Origin of the sequence: Mycobacterium sp. ITM-2016-00317 (assembly GCF_002968295.1) — a bacterium.
Classification (GTDB): Bacteria; Actinomycetota; Actinomycetes; order Mycobacteriales; family Mycobacteriaceae; genus Mycobacterium.
Map to the genome: position 1 here is coordinate 605826 of NZ_CP134399.1, position 16974 is coordinate 622799.

Annotated in this window: 19 protein-coding genes and 1 pseudogene; 12 read left to right on the forward strand and 8 right to left on the reverse strand. The window is 70.6% G+C overall.

The genetic code is table 11. The features are described 5' to 3' along the window. Window positions 1-2: 2 nt before the first annotated feature. On the reverse strand, window positions 3-617 hold the full coding sequence (locus tag C6A87_RS02870) for a peptidase M50 (protein ID WP_311115885.1): 615 nt from the start codon (window positions 615-617) through the stop codon (window positions 3-5). A 92-nt stretch (window positions 618-709) separates the two neighbouring features. On the opposite strand from C6A87_RS02870, the gene C6A87_RS02875 reads away from it, so the two are divergent. From C6A87_RS02875 to C6A87_RS02890, 4 genes are read left to right on the forward strand one after another with little or no spacing between them, the layout of a single operon-like run. Beyond that, on the forward strand, window positions 710-2005 hold the full coding sequence (locus tag C6A87_RS02875) for an adenylosuccinate synthase (RefSeq protein ID WP_311115886.1): 1296 nt from the start codon (window positions 710-712) through the stop codon (window positions 2003-2005). Continuing rightward, window positions 2002-2646 (forward strand): PaaI family thioesterase, encoded by a 645-nt coding sequence (locus tag C6A87_RS02880; RefSeq protein WP_311115887.1) that lies wholly within the window; start codon window positions 2002-2004, stop codon window positions 2644-2646. Before C6A87_RS02875 ends, C6A87_RS02880 begins: the two co-directional genes overlap by 4 nt. A 27-nt stretch (window positions 2647-2673) precedes the next feature. Continuing rightward, on the forward strand, window positions 2674-3777 hold the full coding sequence (locus C6A87_RS02885; protein ID WP_311115888.1) for a GGDEF domain-containing protein: 1104 nt from the start codon (window positions 2674-2676) through the stop codon (window positions 3775-3777). 25 nt (window positions 3778-3802) lie between these two features. Next, complete coding sequence (locus tag C6A87_RS02890; RefSeq protein WP_311115889.1) at window positions 3803-4447, forward strand: hypothetical protein; 645 nt, start codon at window positions 3803-3805, stop codon at window positions 4445-4447. Here C6A87_RS02890 and C6A87_RS02895 read toward each other — a convergent pair. From C6A87_RS02895 to C6A87_RS02905, 3 genes and pseudogenes are all read right to left on the reverse strand, one after another. Continuing rightward, on the reverse strand, window positions 4404-4607 hold the full coding sequence (locus C6A87_RS02895; protein ID WP_311115890.1) for a ferredoxin: 204 nt from the start codon (window positions 4605-4607) through the stop codon (window positions 4404-4406). The genes C6A87_RS02890 and C6A87_RS02895 overlap by 44 nt on opposite strands. Then, a pseudogene (locus C6A87_RS02900) lies at window positions 4598-5811 on the reverse strand (cytochrome P450). Before C6A87_RS02900 ends, C6A87_RS02895 begins: the two are co-directional and overlap by 10 nt. 9 nt (window positions 5812-5820) lie before the next feature. After that, entirely contained in the window at window positions 5821-7863 is a 2043-nt protein-coding gene (locus tag C6A87_RS02905; protein ID WP_311115891.1) for an MMPL family transporter, read from the reverse strand. Between the two features lie 61 nt (window positions 7864-7924). Here C6A87_RS02905 and C6A87_RS02910 point away from each other — a divergent pair, with 61 nt between their 5' ends. After that, on the forward strand, window positions 7925-8407 hold the full coding sequence (locus C6A87_RS02910; protein ID WP_311115892.1) for a MarR family winged helix-turn-helix transcriptional regulator: 483 nt from the start codon (window positions 7925-7927) through the stop codon (window positions 8405-8407). Here the strand turns inward: C6A87_RS02910 and C6A87_RS02915 are convergent. Further along, window positions 8394-9980 carry a Na+/H+ antiporter gene (locus C6A87_RS02915; RefSeq protein ID WP_311115893.1) on the reverse strand — a complete coding sequence of 529 codons (1587 nt, stop codon included), beginning with the start codon at window positions 9978-9980 and terminating at the stop codon, window positions 8394-8396. The two genes, C6A87_RS02910 and C6A87_RS02915, sit on opposite strands and share 14 nt — an antisense overlap. 40 nt (window positions 9981-10020) lie before the next feature. On the opposite strand from C6A87_RS02915, the gene purT reads away from it, so the two are divergent. From purT to C6A87_RS02940, 5 genes are read left to right on the forward strand one after another with little or no spacing between them, the layout of a single operon-like run. Next, window positions 10021-11160: a formate-dependent phosphoribosylglycinamide formyltransferase gene (gene purT, locus C6A87_RS02920; RefSeq protein WP_311115894.1), complete on the forward strand. Its 1140-nt coding sequence runs from the start codon at window positions 10021-10023 to the stop codon at window positions 11158-11160. Then, window positions 11157-11621 carry a lumazine-binding protein gene (locus C6A87_RS02925; RefSeq protein WP_311115895.1) on the forward strand — a complete coding sequence of 155 codons (465 nt, stop codon included), beginning with the start codon at window positions 11157-11159 and terminating at the stop codon, window positions 11619-11621. Before purT ends, C6A87_RS02925 begins: the two co-directional genes overlap by 4 nt. Before the next feature lie 19 nt (window positions 11622-11640). After that, on the forward strand, window positions 11641-12063 hold the full coding sequence (locus C6A87_RS02930) for a rhodanese-like domain-containing protein (RefSeq protein WP_311115896.1): 423 nt from the start codon (window positions 11641-11643) through the stop codon (window positions 12061-12063). Beyond that, window positions 12060-13307 carry an O-succinylhomoserine sulfhydrylase gene (locus tag C6A87_RS02935; RefSeq protein WP_311115897.1) on the forward strand — a complete coding sequence of 416 codons (1248 nt, stop codon included), beginning with the start codon at window positions 12060-12062 and terminating at the stop codon, window positions 13305-13307. Before C6A87_RS02930 ends, C6A87_RS02935 begins: the two co-directional genes overlap by 4 nt. Window position 13308: 1 nt before the next feature. Beyond that, entirely contained in the window at window positions 13309-13713 is a 405-nt protein-coding gene (locus C6A87_RS02940; protein ID WP_311115898.1) for a hypothetical protein, read from the forward strand. Here the strand turns inward: C6A87_RS02940 and C6A87_RS02945 are convergent. The 3 genes from C6A87_RS02945 to C6A87_RS02955 form a co-directional block, all read right to left on the reverse strand. Continuing rightward, window positions 13710-14579: an SDR family oxidoreductase gene (locus tag C6A87_RS02945; RefSeq protein ID WP_311115899.1), complete on the reverse strand. Its 870-nt coding sequence runs from the start codon at window positions 14577-14579 to the stop codon at window positions 13710-13712. The genes C6A87_RS02940 and C6A87_RS02945 overlap by 4 nt on opposite strands. A 70-nt stretch (window positions 14580-14649) precedes the next feature. Next, window positions 14650-15342 carry a maleylpyruvate isomerase family mycothiol-dependent enzyme gene (locus C6A87_RS02950; RefSeq protein WP_311115900.1) on the reverse strand — a complete coding sequence of 231 codons (693 nt, stop codon included), beginning with the start codon at window positions 15340-15342 and terminating at the stop codon, window positions 14650-14652. Continuing rightward, window positions 15329-16117, reverse strand: coding sequence for a DUF899 domain-containing protein (locus C6A87_RS02955; protein ID WP_311115901.1), 789 nt, complete (start codon window positions 16115-16117; stop codon window positions 15329-15331). The genes C6A87_RS02950 and C6A87_RS02955 overlap by 14 nt, the downstream gene beginning before the upstream one ends. An 84-nt stretch (window positions 16118-16201) precedes the next feature. Between C6A87_RS02955 and C6A87_RS02960 the strand changes: the two genes are divergently transcribed. Continuing rightward, window positions 16202-16531: a metalloregulator ArsR/SmtB family transcription factor gene (locus tag C6A87_RS02960; protein ID WP_311115902.1), complete on the forward strand. Its 330-nt coding sequence runs from the start codon at window positions 16202-16204 to the stop codon at window positions 16529-16531. After that, window positions 16528-16968 (forward strand): SRPBCC domain-containing protein, encoded by a 441-nt coding sequence (locus C6A87_RS02965; protein WP_311115903.1) that lies wholly within the window; start codon window positions 16528-16530, stop codon window positions 16966-16968. Before C6A87_RS02960 ends, C6A87_RS02965 begins: the two co-directional genes overlap by 4 nt. The last annotated feature ends 6 nt before the right edge of the window (window positions 16969-16974 follow it).

Below are 16974 nucleotides of genomic sequence, written 5' to 3' on the forward strand. Positions count from 1 at the left end.
GCCTATTTGCCTCCGACGCGCAGCCAGCCCTCGGTGTGCCGGTAGAACGTGGACCGCCGGGCCGGCCGGGCGGTGGCCGTCCCGTCGCGGACCACGATCGCACCGGTGGTGCCGAGCTGCACGGCCCGCCCGCTGACCCAGCGGGTGCGGCGCAGCCGGCCCGACTGCACCCGGGCCCGCAGCCCGGGCATCACGGCGATCGGCTCGATGCGCACACCGGGCACGTCGCCGTCGAAGAGCTGCACGTCGTCGACGACGGCCTCTCCGTGGAGGGTGCGCTGCCCGTCCGGCGGCGCCCAGTGCGCGGCGCCGGCGATGACGGTGCCGGTCTCGTCACGGATCAGCGGAACCCGGACCGCGGCGGCCGTGCGGGCGCGTCTGGCCTGCCACGGCCGGCGCACGTGCGCGACCTCGACGTCGAGTCGGTCGGCGCGCAACAACCGGGTCAGCAGTTGTGCCAGATCCCGGTCCGTGCCGACCACGATCAGGCGCCGGTAGTCGGTCGGGCCGGTGCCGCCGGCTACTTCGGTGGTGGGGTCGAGGACGGGCAGATCGCGCAGTGATCGGGGTACGCGGTGGGTGCCCGCACGCACGACTGCGACTGCTGACGGGTCCAACGTGTTCCTTGAGATATGGTGGGTCACCGGCTGCACACTGTATCGAGCGCAGCTCGAGCGTGAAAAACTAGCGGAAGACGCGAAGGACTGCGATGCCGGCAATCGTCCTCATCGGCGCCCAATGGGGCGACGAGGGCAAAGGTAAAGCCACCGACCTCCTGGGTGGGCGGGTCCAATGGGTGGTGCGCTACCAGGGCGGCAACAACGCCGGGCACACCGTGGTGCTGCCGACGGGCGAGAATTTCGCGCTGCACCTGATCCCGTCGGGCATCCTCACCCCTGGCGTGACGAACGTGATCGGCAACGGCGTCGTCGTCGACCCGGGGGTGCTGCTCACCGAGCTCAAGGGGCTGGAGGATCGCGGCGTCGACACCGAGCGGCTGCTGATCTCGGCCGACGCGAACCTGCTGATGCCCTACCACGTCGCGATCGACAAGGTCGTGGAGCGCTACGCGGGCAGCAAGAAGATCGGCACCACCGGCCGCGGGATCGGCCCCTGCTACCAGGACAAGATCGCGCGCATCGGCATCCGCGTGGCCGACGTGCTGGATCCGGCGCTGTTGGCCGAAAAGATCGAGGCCGCACTGGATTTCAAGAATCAGGTGCTGGTGAAGATCTACAACCGCAAGGCGCTGGAGCCCGCCGAGGTGGTCGAGAGCCTGCTGGAGCAGGCCGAGGGCTTCAAGCACCGCATCGCCGATGCCCGGCTGCTGCTCAACGTCGCGCTCGAGCGTGGCGAGACGGTGCTGCTCGAGGGCTCCCAGGGCACCCTGCTCGACGTCGACCACGGCACGTATCCGTTCGTGACGTCGTCGAACCCGACCGCGGGCGGGGCGTGCGTCGGCTCCGGCATCGGGCCGACCCGGATCACCACGGTCCTGGGCATCCTGAAGGCCTACACGACCCGCGTCGGCTCCGGCCCGTTCCCCACCGAGCTGTTCGACGAGTACGGCGCCTACCTGGCCAAGACAGGTGGCGAGGTCGGCGTCACGACCGGCCGGGCACGGCGCTGCGGCTGGTTCGACGCCGTGATCGCCCGGTACGCGACCAGGGTCAACGGCATCACCGACTACTTCCTGACCAAGCTCGACGTGTTGTCCAGCCTGGAGACCGTGCCGATCTGCGTCGGCTACACCGTGGACGGCAAGCGCACCGACGAGATGCCGATGACCCAGAGTGAGATCGCGCGCGCGGAGCCGATCTACGAGGAGCTGCCCGGCTGGTGGGAGGACATCTCCGGGGCCAGGGAGTTCGACGACCTGCCGGCCAAGGCCCGGGACTACGTGCTGCGGCTGGAGGAGCTCTCCGGGGCGCCGGTCTCGTGCATCGGGGTGGGACCGGGCCGCGACCAGACCATCGTGCGTCGCGACGTGCTGGCCCAGCGGTGACCGACTACGGACTGGATCCGCGCCGCGTCGATCCCGAGTACGACCGGCACGGCGGATTCCCGGTGTTCGAACCCGCCACGCCGGGCCCCGGGTTCGAGCGCTTCCTCACCGCGATGCGCCAGGCCCAGGATCTGGCCGTCTCGGCGAACCCGGACCCCGACACCTGGACCGAGGCCGCCGACCGCGTCGAGGAACTGGTCAACCTGTTGGAGCCGTTCCGCGCCGGTGAGGGAGTGGGCCCGGCCAACCGGGTGCCGTCGCTGCCGGGCGCGGGCAGCCTGCTGATGCCGCCGTGGACGGTGACGAAGTTCGAGGCCGACGGCATCGAACTGGAGGTCACCTTCAGCCGCTACCACGTCGGCGGCAACCACGCCGTGCACGGCGGGGTGCTGCCGTTGTTGTTCGACTCGATGTTCGGCATGGTGATCCACGCGACCGGCCGTCCGATCAGCCGCACCGCATTCCTGCACGTGGACTACCGCAGGGTGACGCCCGTGGACACCGTGCTGACCGCGCGCGGCTGGTTGCGGGAAGCCGAGGGGCGCAAGGCTTTCGTCAACGCCGAGCTCCTCGACGCCGAGGGCAACGTGCTGGCCGAGTCCCACGGATTGATGATCAGGCTGCTGCCCGGGCAGCCGTAGACCGGACGCCTCTGGGGGGAGGACGGAATGGGGGTAGGGGAGTTCTTCCGTACCTGGTGGCGTCAGCCACATGAATTCGACTGGATAGCAAGGCATTTCCGTGCCCGCGGGTTGCTGCGGGTACATCAGGTGTTCATCGGCTGCTTCTCGCTGCTCTACGGGCTGACCGCGCTGCTGTCGGTGGTGTGGGCCTACTACGACGGGGGATCGGTCGGCGGCCGGGTGCTGGTGCTGTCCATCGCGGCCAGTTCGGCTGTGCTGGGCGTGGTCTGGATCTTCGGGTCCTGGCCCACCGAGCGCCAGTCGATCGCGTTCGCGGTGTACGCCGACGTCGCGGTGGTGGTGGTGATGGGCTGCTACCAGGACGCGTTCACCGCGATGCCCGGGCTGGCGCTGCTGGCGGCCAACGGCATCTACATCGTGATCGTCCACGGTCCGCGCGCGCTGGTGCTGCACCTGGGGTTCACCGCGGCGGTGTTCGCGGTGACCTACGGAATCGCGATCGCGCAGGGTGCCGCGCCGGTCTCGGTGATCACGGTGCGTCTGCTCGTGCTGATGCCGACGGTGATCGCGCTGCCGGTCATCGTGCAGTCCTATCTGCTGGCGCTGCGGATGGACGCGGTGGACTCGCTGCACGACCCGCTGACCCGGCTGTACAACCGGCGCGGTCTGGACACCCACCTCGCCGATCTGGTCGCACCGGGCGGCACCCAGGTCGGCGTGCTGGCGGTGGACATCGACAAGTTCAAGGCCATCAACGACCGGTACGGCCACGACACAGGGGACCGGGTGCTGGTCGCGGTCGCCGACGCGGCCCGGGCGGCCGTCTCGGCCCGCGGTGTGCGGTCGGCGACCGCCCGCACCGGCGGCGAGGAGTTCGTGATCGTCGTCGACGGCGGACCCGAGCTCGTCGTGGAGATCGCCGCGACGCTGCACGATCTGGTCACGCGCTGCGACACGCCGCAGGCGCCGACGGTCAGCATCGGGGCGGCCACCTCCCGCATCGACGACGACCTCGACGTCGTGGTCCGCGCGCTGATCGAGCGCGCCGACGCGGCGATGTACCGGGCCAAGCAGGCCGGCGGCAACCGGACCGTGACGGTCGACGACGCGGTTCCGGCGCAGGACTGAGCCGTCGCCGTGTCAGCATGTGCCGGTGACCCATCCCGTCGACCGCCACGTCCGCCGACTGACCACACCGCGCGCCGCGGCGTTCGCCGGTGTGCTGTTCGCGCTGCTGTTCGGCGCGGTGCTGGTGCTGATCCGCACGGCCCACCCCGACACGGAACACCGGCTGCGCATCGCCGTCGTGCTGATGCCGTTCGCCGGGATCGCGTTCCTGTGGTTCCTGGGAGTGGTCCGCGACGGCCTCGGCGTGCTGGAGGACAGGTTCTTCGCGACGGTGTTCCTGGGCAGCGGGCTGATGTTCCTGGCGATGATCTTCGCGTCCACCGCGGTCGGCGCCGGGGTCATCGCGGTCAGGGCGTCCGCCGGGCTGCACTCCGAGGTGGTGACCTTCGGTCAGGCGCTGCTGGTCTCGCTGTCGAACACGTACGCGCTGCGGATGGCCGCGGTGTTCATGATCTCGCTGGCCACGATCTGGCTGCGGACCCGGCTGATGCCGGGCTGGCTGGTGGCGGTGACCTACGTCGTCGCGCTGTGCGTCCTCGTCGGTAGCGACCTGTCGCCGTGGACGACGGTGAGCTTCCCGATCTGGGTCCTGGTCGTCAGCGTGTTGCTGCTCATGCGTGCGGGCGTCATCGATCTTCCAGAGCCAGAGCACTCGCCGGGCACAGCTTGACCGCCTCGCGGGCGCGGTCGGCGGCATCGCCGGTCACCTCGTCGTCGAGGACCACCACCATGCCCTCGTCGTCCTGGTCGAAGATGTCGCCGGCCACCATCACGCAGTTGCCCGCCTGGATGCACAGCTCACGGTCTGCGACCACCTTGCTCACCAGCACACCTCCAACGACTTCACACCGTAGATGAAGTGGAAGGACCGGAACCGCACATCGGCGAAGTCCTCGGCCGACGCCAGCGTCGGGAAGCGGCGCAGCAGCGCCGGGAACGCGATCTGCATCTCCATCCGCGCCAGCGGAGCCCCCAGACAGTGGTGCACGCCGTGTCCGAACGCCAGGTGCCCGGGCGCGCCGCGGCCGATGTCGAGGCGGTCCGGTTCGTCGACGAAGCCGCTGTCCCGGTTGCCCGACGGCAGTGACGCGAACACCAGCCGCCCGGCGGGGATCTCGACGCCGGCGACGACCACGTCGGTGGTGGTGATGCGCGGGATCGCGGTGTGCACGATCGACAGCCAGCGCAGCATCTCCTCGACCGCCGGGGCGACCGCGGCCGGGTCGTCGCGCACCGCGGCGAGCTGCGCGGGGTGACGCAACAGCGCAAGAGTGCCCAGCGCCAACATGTTCGACGTCGTCTCGTGGCCGGCCAGCAGCAGCAGGCCGGCGATGCCGATCAGCTCGTCGTCGGTGAGCTCGTCGCCGTGCTCGCGCACCAGCATGCCGAGGATGTCGTCACCGGGACGCGCCCGCGCGCCTGCGACCAGGCTGCCCATGTAGTCGCGGCCCTGGCGCACCAGCTCCAGCCGGTCCGGTATCGGGATCGACAGGTCGAGCTGGCGGGCGCTGCGGCGCTGGAAGTCGTCGCGGTCGGCGTAGGGCACCCCGAGCAGCTCGCAGATCACCAGCGACGGGATCGGCAGCGCGAAGTGCTCGACCAGGTCCGCGGGTGAGCCCGCCGCGGCGAGCGCATCCAGTTGGGCGTCGACGATCTCGGCGATACGCGGCCGCAGCCGGGTCATCCGCCGGTGGGTGAACTCGCCGGTGAGCATGCGGCGCAGCCGCTGATGCTCGGGCGGGTCCAGGGCAAGCAGGTTGCCGGCCCGGCCGCGGGCCTGCTCGTCCTCGTCGACCGGCGGCGCGCCGGGCACCACGAAGCCGGGCGGCCCAGGCCGTTGGAGAACCGCGCGTGGTCCGACAGCACGGCCTTGACGTCGTCGTGACGGGTGACCAGGTACACCGGCATCCCGAACGCGTTGGTCACCGTCCGCACGCCGTCGGCCTCGCGAATCTCGTGCAGCTCGGGCACCGGGTCGAAGCCGTCGCGGCGCATGTGCACCGGTGGTAGCGCGGGTTCGGTGACCTGACTCATCTGTCGACGCTACCCGCCGGTTCTGTCGGCCTTCTCGCGCAGCGCGGGCCACCAGATCTTCGGTCCGATCAACGTGAACAACGCAGGGATGACGACGGTGCGCACCACGAAGGTGTCGAGCAGGATGCCGAGGCCGACGATGATGCCGATCTGGGTGAGCACGATCAGCGGGAGCACCCCGAGCACGCAGAACACCGACGCCAGCACGATGCCCGCGCTGGTGATCACCGCGCCCGTCGCCGACACCGCGCGCACGATGCCGTCCCGGGTGCCGTGCTCGGGTGTCTCCTCCTTGGCCCTGGTCACAAGGAAGATCGTGTAGTCCACGCCGAGCGCCACCAGGAACAGGAACGCGAACAGCGGCGCGGTGTTGTCCAGGCCGGGGAAGCCGAACACGTGCACACTGGCCCAGCCGCCCAGCCCGAGCGCGGCCACCGAGCTGAGCACGGTGGCCGCGACCAGCACCAGCGGGGCCACCAGCGCCCGCAGCAGTACGTACAGCACCACCAGCACCACGAGCAGGATCGCGGGGATGACCACGGTGCGGTCGTGCGCCGCCGCGCCGGCGGCATCGCGTGCGGTGGCGTCGGAACCGCCGACCAGGCCGTCCGGATCGGCCGCGTGCACCGAATCGCGCAGTGCGTCCACGGTGTCGAAGGCCTCGTCGGTGGCCGGGTCGGCAACCAGGATCACCGACCACTGGGTCAGTCCGTCGGGCGACTCGCCTGCCGGTATGGCCGACACCACGCCCGGGGTGTCGGTGATCGCCTGCTGCACCTCGGCGGCGCGGTCGGTCGACGCGATCACTCTGGCGGGGTCGGTCAGGCCGCTGGGGAAGTGGTCGGCGAGTGTCTCGAAGCCGCTGACCGACTCGGCCTGCACGCGGAACTGTTCGGTCTGCGACAGTCCGACCGGGGTGCCGAGCAGCCCGGTGCACAGCAGGGCCAGCACGCCGATCGACACGACCGCCACGCGTGCGGGCCTGCGCGCGACCGCCGCGGCGACGCGGTGCCAGATGCCGCTGTCGGTCAGCGGTTTGGCCCCGACCTCGGGGATGAACGGCCAGAACAGTTTCCGGCCGAACAGCCCGAGTGCCGGGGGCAGCACCAGGAGCACGAAGACCGCCGCGATCACCAGTCCCGACGCGGCCTGCACGCCGAGGCTGCGGGTGCTGGGCGCGGACGCGAGCAGCAGTGTCAACAGCGCCAGCACCACGGTGGCGTTGCTCGCGACGATCGCCGGACCCGCGCGCCGCACCGCGGTGTTCAGTGCGGCCTGGTGGGACTCGGTGCGGCCGAGTTCCTCGCGATAGCGCGAGATCAGCAGCAGCGCATAGTTGGTGCCCGCGCCGAAGACCAGCACGCTGGTGATGCCCGAGGTGGAGCCGTCCGGGGTCATGCCGAGTGCGTCGGCGACCGACGCGCCGACGACGGCGGCGACCCGGTCGGCGAAGCCGATCACCAGCAGTGGCACCAGCCACAGCACGGGGGAGCGGTAGGTGATGATCAGCAGCAGGGCCACCACGGCCGCGGTGACGGCGAGCAGCGTGAAGTTGGCCCCGGAGAACGAGTCCGCGATGTCGGCGCCGAACGCGGGCCCGCCGGTCAGCTCCGCCTGCAGATCACCCGGCAGTCCGTCGCCGGCCGCCGCGCGCAACTCCTCGACCTTGTCGGTCAGCGCGAACCCGGACAGCTCGCCCTGCAGCGGCACCGTCGCCACGGCCGCCTCGCCGTCCTCGGCGACCTGGGTCGGCGGCCCGCCGGGGCCGGTGCCTGCGGCGGCGAGCATGCGGTCCCTGGCCGCGTCCACGGCCGCGATGTCGGCCGGAGCCAGCGGCGCGGAATCCGCGCGTGTGACCACCAGGATCGCGGGTACCTGATCTCCGCCCGGGAACGCGGCTCTGGCCGCATCCGCGCGGGCGGACTCGGAGTCGGCGGGTACGGCGACCGGCGATTGCGAGCTGGCGTCTCCGCCGCCGCCGAGCACCCCCATCAGGGCGCCGGAGGCGAGCACGACGAGCAGCGCGACCAGCCAGGACAAACGACGGCTCATGGAACCAACATTTCAGATAGTTAACAATTAATCAACTGAAGATTCTCGGTATGGTGGGCGGGTGCAGGATGTCGAGCGGGCGGCGCTGGAGGCCGCGATCGGCGCGGACGTGCGGGCGCTGACGGCCGAGTCCGACCAGATCGGGTACCAGTTTTCCGCCTTACATACGTTGAGCCCCAACGACTTCCGCGCTCTGCTCTATGTCAGTGTGGCCGAGGGCGCGGGCACCCCGCTGACCGCCGGTGAGCTCAGGGAGCGGATGGGCACCTCCGGCGCGGCCATCACCTACCTGGTCGAGCGGATGATCGCGTCCGGCCACCTGCTGCGCGATTCCGACCCCGCCGACCGGCGCAAGGTGATGCTGCGGATGTCCCCGCGGGGCAGGGCCGTGGCGCGCGCGTTCTTCACCCCGCTGGCCGGCCACACCCACGATGCGCTGGCCGCACTGCCCGACAGCGACCTGGTGGCCGCCCACCGGGTCTTCGTCGCGCTGATCGACGCGATGGGTGCGTTCCGGGCCTCGCTCGCCGTCACCCCCGAGTGAGCATCGCCTCCTCCAGGTCGATGCCGTGCAGCAGCTTGCTCAGCACCTCGTCATCGATGTTCCCGACGTCGCGCTCGGTCAGGAACGCGCTGCGCTCGACCGCCAGCATCTGCAGTCGCAGCTCCCGGAACGCGGCGATCGGCGATTCGGCGGTGCGGTCGGCGACCCGTTCCCATGCCGACCACTGCCGCCGGTTGTTCCAGGACCGGAGCACCTCCGCGGTCTGCTCGTCGAGCTCGGCGGAATGGTCGGCCAGCAGCTGATCGAGCAGTTGGCCGGCGGCACGGGCGGCCTTCTCCTGCGCCGCGGCGGCCGCCATGGCGTCGAGGCGCTCCTGGTCACCCTGGACGTCCAGCCGGCGGATCAACCACGGCAGCGTCAGTCCGTGCAGCAGCAGGGTGCCCACCACCACGATGAACGTGAGGAAGATGATTTGCGGCCGGCCTGGGAAACCATCACCGGACAGCGTGGTCAGCGGCACGGCGAACGCCGCGGCCAGGGACACCACCCCGCGCATGCCCGCCCACGCGATGATCAGCAGCTGCCGCGGGTCCGGTGGTGGTTCGGAAGCGCGGATCTTGGCCGACAGCAGCCTGGGCACATAGGCGAACGGGAACACCCAGACGAGGCGCACCAGGATGACGCTCCCGAGCACCGACACCGACGCGACGACGATCTCTGCGGCGGAGAGGCCGCTCAGTTCGTCGACCGCGGTCGGCAACTGCAGTCCGATCAACAGGAAGGCGAAGGACTCGAGCACCAGCTGGACGGCCCGCCACACCGCGTCGTCCTGCAGGCGGACCGCGTAGCCGGCCCGGGAGAACCGCTGGGCGGCGATCAGCGCCGCGATGACGACCGCGAGCACACCGGACCCGCCGATCTGCTCGGCGACCAGGTAGACCAGGAACGGCGCGACCAGCCCGATCGCGCTCTCGGCGGTCGGGTCGTCGAGGTGGGAGCGGATGTACACCAGGGTCTTGCCGAGCACGAACCCGACGACCACGCCGCCGACCACCGCCATCACGAACGTCACCAAACCCTTGGACACCCCGGTCGACGCGCCGATCGCGGCGGCCAGCGCGACCTTGTAGGCGGTCAGCGCCGTCGCGTCGTTCAGCAGGCTCTCGCCGCTGATCAGCGTCATGGTCCGGCGGGGCAGCCCGAGCCTGCGGCCGATCGCGCCCGCGGACACGGCGTCCGGCGGCGCGACGATCGCGCCGAGCACGAACGCGGCGGCCAGCGTCATCTCGGGCACCGTGCGGTACGCGACGTACCCGACGACGGCCGTGGTCAGCAGCGGCAACGCGACGGCCAGCAGCGCGATCGGGCGTTTGTTGGCGCGCATGCTCACCGAGCTGCTCGTCAGTCCGGCCGTCCACAGCAGAGGCGGCAGCACGACGTAGAGCACCACCTCGGGGTCGAGGGCGACGTCGACGACGTACTCGATGTCCGGCAGCATTCCGATCGTCAGGCCCACCACGACTAGGACGAGCGGAGCGGAGAGGTCGTGCCTGCGGGTGACCGCGGCCACCAGAACGGAGACGACGAGGATCGCCAGCAGCGAGGCACTCATGTTCCGATTCTGGCGGTGAGTCTGGCAGGCTGGAAGCCCGATGACTGAGACGACATATGGCGAGACGGTGATGCTGCTCGGCGCGGGCGCGCGCAGCGGCGAGCTTGCCTCGGCGTTCGAGCGCCTCGGCGCCGGGGTGGTCACCGTGCCCGATCACGACGACGCGGCGGCGCTGACCGCGCGGATCGACGAGCACCGGCCCCGCTACGTGGTCGTCGACACCGACGCCGTCCCCGCCGACGCGCTGCTGACCGTCGCCGACCGCGAGGGTGTGGAGGTGTACCCGACCCCGCGCGCGTCGCGGCTGTCCCTGGACAGGGAGGGCCTGCGCAAGCTCGCCGCCGACGAACTGGGGCTGCCGACCGCGCCGTTCTGGTTCGCGGGTTCGGTGGACGAGCTGACCGCGATCGCGACGCACGCCGGATTCCCGATGGTCGTCAAACCCGTGGCTGCCGCCCCCGGCGAGGGCGAGTCGGTGCTGCTGCGGCAGGAGGACGTGGAGCCGGCATGGCAGCTCGCGGTGTCCGGCGGCTTGCAGCGCGTCATCGCCGAGACGGTCGTCGAGGTCGACTTCGAGGTGACGCTGCTGACCGTGCGCACGAGCGGTCCCGCAGGCCCGGCGGTGCACTTCTGCGAGCCGATCGGCCACCATCAGAACGACGCCGAGGCACTGGAGTCCTGGCAGCCGCAGCGGCTTTCGCCGATCGCGCTGGATTCGGCGAAGTCGATCGCGGCGCGCATCGTCAACTCGCTCGGTGGCCGGGGGGTGTTCGCGGTGGAGCTGCTGGTGCGCGGCGACGAGGTGTACTTCTCCGACGTCCGGCCACGGCTGCAGGACAGCGGCCTGGTGACGCTGCGCTCCCAACGGCTCTCGCAGTTCGAGTTGCACGCGCGGGCCGTCCTCGGCCTGCCGGTCGACACCATCATGATCTCGCCCGGTGCGGTCGAGGTGAGTTACTCCGACGGAGAGGACAGGGACGTGTCCGGCGGTGAGATGCACGCCGTGCTGGCCGATGCGCTCGCGGTCGCCGAGAGCGACGTGCGGGTGTTCCGGGCGACCGAGGTGGCCGGGACCGGCGAGGCGTCCTGGCTCAGTTGGTCCACGGCGACGGCGCAGGACCCGATCGTGGCGCGTGACCGCGCCCGCCGGGTCGCGTCGGCTGTGCGCAGGCTCCGGTGACCGCGCCCGGCGGGGCGGACGGGACCGACGGGGCGGAGTCGACCGGATCTGCCGTGATCCCGTTCCTCGGGGCGCTGGCGATCATTGTGGCCGTCGTGATCGGAATCTTTTTGATCAACCTGTTCTCCGGCGACGGACTGACCGAAGAGCAGCAGATCGCGCGTGCCGCGTCGGGCCAGAACGACGCGCTGCAGCGCGCGGACTACGGCGCGTTCATCTCCTACACCTGCGCCGAACAGGTTGCCGACGAGGCGAAAATTCTTGACGCCCAACGTCAATCGGTGGAAAACCGGGGCGAGCGGTATGTCGACCGGGTGGCCGGGGTGGCGGTGGACGGCGACCGCGCCACCGCCGACATCACCTATTACTTCGAGTCGGACAAGGACGCCAAGGAGACCGTGCCGATGACCTTCGTCCGCGAGGGCGGAAGCTGGAAGGTCTGTTCGCCCGGCCCCAGCTAGCTGTGGGACACTCTCGACCGTGAGCTACGCCGGAGACATCACGCCTGAGCAGGCATGGACGCTGCTGAGCGAGAACCCCGACGCGGTGCTCGTCGACTGTCGCACCGAGGCGGAGTGGCGCTTCGTCGGAGTGCCCGACCTGTCCGAGCTGCGCCGCGACGTCGTCTACATCGAGTGGAACCGCACCGACGGCAGCCGCAACGACCACTTCGTCGACGACCTGGTCGACAAGCTCGGCGCGGCGGCTTCGGGGGAGCAGCGCCCGGTGGCGTTCCTGTGTCGTTCGGGCAACCGGTCCATCGGCGCCGCCGAGGCGGCCACCGAGGCGGGCCTCGGCCCGGCCTACAACATCCTGGACGGCTTCGAGGGCAACCTCGACGAGAGCGGGCACCGCGGCGCCACCGGCTGGAAGGCCGTCGGGCTGCCCTGGACGCAGTCATGAGCGAGACACCCGGCTCGGTCCCGTCGGTCCGGATCCCGGCCGCCCTGCCCGACGGGGTCGGTCAGGCCACCATCGGGGTCCGCGGCGGGCTGCTGCGCTCGGAGTTCGAAGAGACCGCCGAGGCGATGTACCTGACCTCGGGATACGTATACGACTCGGCCGCCGACGCGGAGAAGGCGTTCACCGGCGAGATCGACCGCTTCGTGTACTCGCGCTACGGCAACCCGACGGTCGCGATGTTCGAGGAGCGGCTGCGCCTGCTGGAGGGCGCCCCCGCCTGCTTCGCGACGTCGACCGGCATGTCGGCGGTGTTCACCGCGCTCGGTGCGCTGCTCGGCGCCGGTGACCGGCTGGTCGCCGCCCGCAGCCTGTTCGGGTCGTGCTTCGTGGTGTGCAACGAGATCCTGCCGCGCTGGGGGGTCGAGACCGTCTTCGTCGACGGCGACGACCTGGCCCAGTGGGAGCAGGCACTGTCGGTCCCCACCCAGGCGGTGTTCTTCGAGACGCCGTCCAACCCGATGCAGTCGCTGGTCGACATCGCCGCGGTGTGCGAGCTCGCGCATGCCGCGGGCGCGAAGGTGGTGCTCGACAACGTCTTCGCCACCCCGATCCTGCAGCAGGGCATGCCGTTGGGGGCCGACGTGGTGGTGTATTCGGGCACCAAGCACATCGACGGTCAGGGCCGGGTGCTCGGCGGGGCGATCCTCGGCGACACCGAGTACATCGACGGGCCGGTGCAGAAGCTGATGCGCCACACCGGCCCGGCACTGAGCCCGTTCAACGCGTGGACGCTGCTCAAGGGTCTGGAGACGCTGGCGCTGCGGGTCCAGCACCAGACCGCCTCGGCCCACCGCATCGCCGAGTTCCTGCAGGAGCACCCGTCGGTGAGCTGGGTGAAGTACCCGTTCCTGGAATCGCACCCGCAGTACGACCTGGCCAAGCGCCAGATGACCGGCGGCGGCACGGTGGTCACCTTCGAGCTCGCGGGCGCCGGCGGAGCCGGCAATCCCGATGCGGCGAAGCAGCGCGCCTTCGAGGTGCTCGACAAGCTGCAGATCGTGGACATCTCCAACAACCTCGGCGACGCCAAGTCGCTGATCACCCACCCGGCCACCACCACCCACCGCGCGATGGGACCGGAGGGTCGCGCCGCGATCGGCCTGGGCGACGGCGTGGTGCGGATCTCGATCGGGCTGGAAGGCACCGACGACCTGATCGCCGACCTGGACCGGGCGCTGTCCTGAGGTGTCCCGCCGGACGGACGCGAAGAAGGCCCGCCGCAGGAAGCGGCAGTCGGCCCGGGACCAGACCTGGCTGCCCGCCGGGGTCGCCGACGAGCTCCAGATCGCTTCCGAGCTGGAGGACTTCGACGGCCGGCTGACCGGACGCGGCTGGGAGTTCTCGCTTGAGGTGGACGACGAGACCGGCGTGGCGTGGTACTGGCCGGCCTCCGAAGCCGACGTCGCCGACGAGGACGAGACCGTCAACGTGACGGTGATCCTGCTGACCCCCGAGGACGGCGGGGAGATCGCGCACGTCGTCTTCGTCGGGACCGACGTGGACTACCAGTTCAACCTCGACGAACTGTTCGACCACCTCGACGCGATCGAGGCGTACCGCATCGGCGACCCGCCACCGGTTTTCGGTTAGCCGGGGTTCTTCTCGGAGCCCTCGACCACGCCGAGCGCGGACTGTGCGCGCTGCTCATAGCCTTGGCGCTTCGCGGTGTCGAACTCGAGGAACACGTTGTCGAGCCCGAGCTTGCCGTTGAGCCAGCGCCGGCCCCGCGGCCCGAGCATCTGCGCGGCCTGCGCGGTGAAGCGCAGCGCCGTCGGCACCGAGACGTGGGTCTTGGGCTTGTCCAGCGTCTTCGCGACCGCGGCGGCGATGTCGGCCGGTTCCACCGGCTTGATCGCAGCGGTCTCCCGGGTGCCCGAGATCAGCTCGGTCCTGGTGAACGGCGGCATCACCACGGACACGTGCACGCCGTGCGGCGCCACCTCGTCGGCCAGCGCCGCGGACAGCCCGACCACGCCGAACTTCGCGCCGACGTAGACGACCTGGCCCGGGACCGGGATCAGCCCGGACAGCGACGCGATGTTGATGATGTGGCCGCGTCTGCGCGCGATCATGTCGGGCAGCGCGAGCTGGCATCCGGTGATCACGCCGTACAGGTTGACCTCGATCGACGAGCGGATCGACTGCTCGGACTGGTCGAGGAAGGGGCCGATCGGCATCACGCCGGCGTTGTTGATGAGCACGTCGATGTGGCCGCCCCCGTCGGTGCGGGCCTTGTCGAGGAACGTCGCGAACGACTCCCGGTCGGTGACGTCGAGCGGATAGCCCGATGCCGGGCCGAGATTTCCCAGCTTGGCCACCGACGACTCCTGCAGCGCCACGTCGCGGTCACCGATGACGACGCGCGCTCCGCGCTTGAGCAGTGCCTCCGCGGTCGCATACCCGATGCCGCGGGCGGCGCCGGTGATGGCGATGGTCTTGCCCCGGATGTTGTCCATGCGGCCGAACTTTACACGTGTCAAGTTTTTCTGTGAAGTGCCCCCGGGAAGTCGCCTGCGGTGGCGGCGCTCACTCGACGACGTCGGAGGTCGCGGGCCCGAACAGGCACAGATGGCCGAGCACGGGCGTCGGGTCGGCGGACCAGTCCATCGCGGCCAGCTGCGCGGGACTGCGCCGACCCGTCCGCCACCGCAGTGCCTCGAACCGGGTGGTGCGCAGGACCAGACCGTCCCCGCCCCCGGTGCGGTCTCCGGCGAGGTAGCGGCCGTCCTCCACCTGGACCTGCAGCGGCACCGGCGTGCGCAGCATCGACAGCAGAAGGTCGCTGGTCCAGTGCACCGACGCGGAGTCGCGTGCGCCCGGCCTCCCGAGCGCGGCGCGGATGTCGTGTTCGTGGCTCACGATGTCGCCCAGCGGAGCCTCGAGTCCGTCGCGGTGCGCCCGCCCGCCGAGCAGGTCCGCCGCGTCCGCCCAGGCTGCTATCAGTGCGGGCGCCGAACTGCCGGCGAACCGCCGGACATGTTCGGCGGTCTGGGCGTCGGTGGGAGCGCCCGTCAGCGAGCCGGCGGCCCAATCCTGCGCGACGGCGCTCAGGTGCGAGACGACGTCGCGCACCGACCAGCCGGGGCAGGCGGGCACCGGGGTGCCCCACGCCGCGGAGCCGGCCGCTTCGAGCAGGTCGGCGATCCGCCGCCGGGTCTCCTCGTACAGCCGCGCGATCCGCACCGCGTCACTACTGGCGGGGGCGTCACTGGCGGGCACAGTGATCACCCTGCTCGGCCGCCCGCGACGGCCGCGGATCGTGCGGATCGTCGGGATCGGGGTCACCGAACCAGCGCCCCGGTTCCGTGCGGCCGTAGGCGTCGTGCCAACACCACCATTCGTACGGCGCGGACTGGGGGTAGCCCGGCGGCGACTCCTCCCAGGTCTCCTGGCGCCCGAGAGCCGTCATGTCGAGGAAGTTCCAGGTGTTCACGAACGCCTCGTCGCCGCGGCTGTCGATGAAGTAGGTGCGGTACACGCGGTCGCCGTCCTCGCCCGGCAGGCGGATGAACGCGTTGGTGCCGTGCCACTGGTCCACGCCGAAATCGGTGTCGAACGCCCGGTCGCCGTCGGGAATCATGGTGTACCACGGGATGTCCCAGCCCATCCGGTCCTTGATCCGGGCGATGTCGGGCTGCGCGCCGCGCGAGGCGTAGACCAGCGTGGTGTCGCGGGCGTTGAGGTGCGCCAGGTTGCCGATGTGGTCGGCCATCAGGGAGCAGCCGACGCAGCCGTGATCGGGCCAGCCGGCCACCCCGGGATCCATGAACGCCCGGTAGACGATCAACTGGCGGCGGCCGTCGAACAGATCGAGCAGGGACGCGGGGCCGTCGGGTCCTTCGAAGCGGTAGTCCCTGTCGACGGGTGTCCACGGCATCCGGCGGCGCATCGCCGCCAGCGCGTCCCGGGCGCGCGTGAACTCTTTCTCCTTGGCCAGCATGTCCGCGAGTGCCGATGCCCACTCCGGCGCCGACACGATCGGTGGGGTCTGCATACGTGTCCCTCCTCAGAACATTCAACAATTCAGTTGAACAACGATGTCCTCAGCAGACCACGCATGGCCGCTATAGTCAACAGAATGGTTGAAGATCCGGTGCTGGACCGGGTGTACGCCGCGCTCGCCGATCCCACCCGCAGGCAGCTGCTGGAGGCCCTCCGCGGCGGCGACGCCCGCATCACCGACCTGGCGGCCCCGCTGCCGATGACCTTCGCCGGGGTGTCGCGCCACGTCGGGGTCCTGGAGGCCGCCGGTCTGGTACGCCGCGAGGTGCGGGGCCGTGAGCACTGGCTGTCGCTGCAGTCCGACGGCCTGTCACCCGCCCGGAAGTGGATGGACGAGCAGACTGAGTTCTGGTCGTCACGGGCTGACGCGCTCTCGGATCGGCTGCGCGCCAAGGGACGTCGATGACCGCGGCGCCGGTGGTCCGCGTGCGCCGCGTCATGCCGGCCGCGCCCGAGGTGGTGTTCGACGAGTGGCTGGACCCGGAAGCCCTGATGGACTGGATGTGCCCCCGCCCGGCCCGGTGCGTGGCGGTGGTCGTCGAACCGCACGTCGGCGGCCGGGTCCGGTTCGACGTCGACGACGAGGACGGCCGTCTGGTGCTGATCACCGGACAGTTCCTCGACATCGACCGACCCCGCCGGTTGCGCTTCACCTGGTCGCACTCCGGGTGGTCCGACCCCACAGCCACGAGCATCGTCGACGTCGCGTTCGAGCCGCACGGCGACGGCGCGACGCTGATGTCCATCGAGCACTCGCTGCTGCCGCCGGAGGCGTTCGACGACCACGACCACGGTTGGGCGCTGACCGCCGACCAACTCGTCGCGCTGCTGCCACGGGCCTGACCCGGC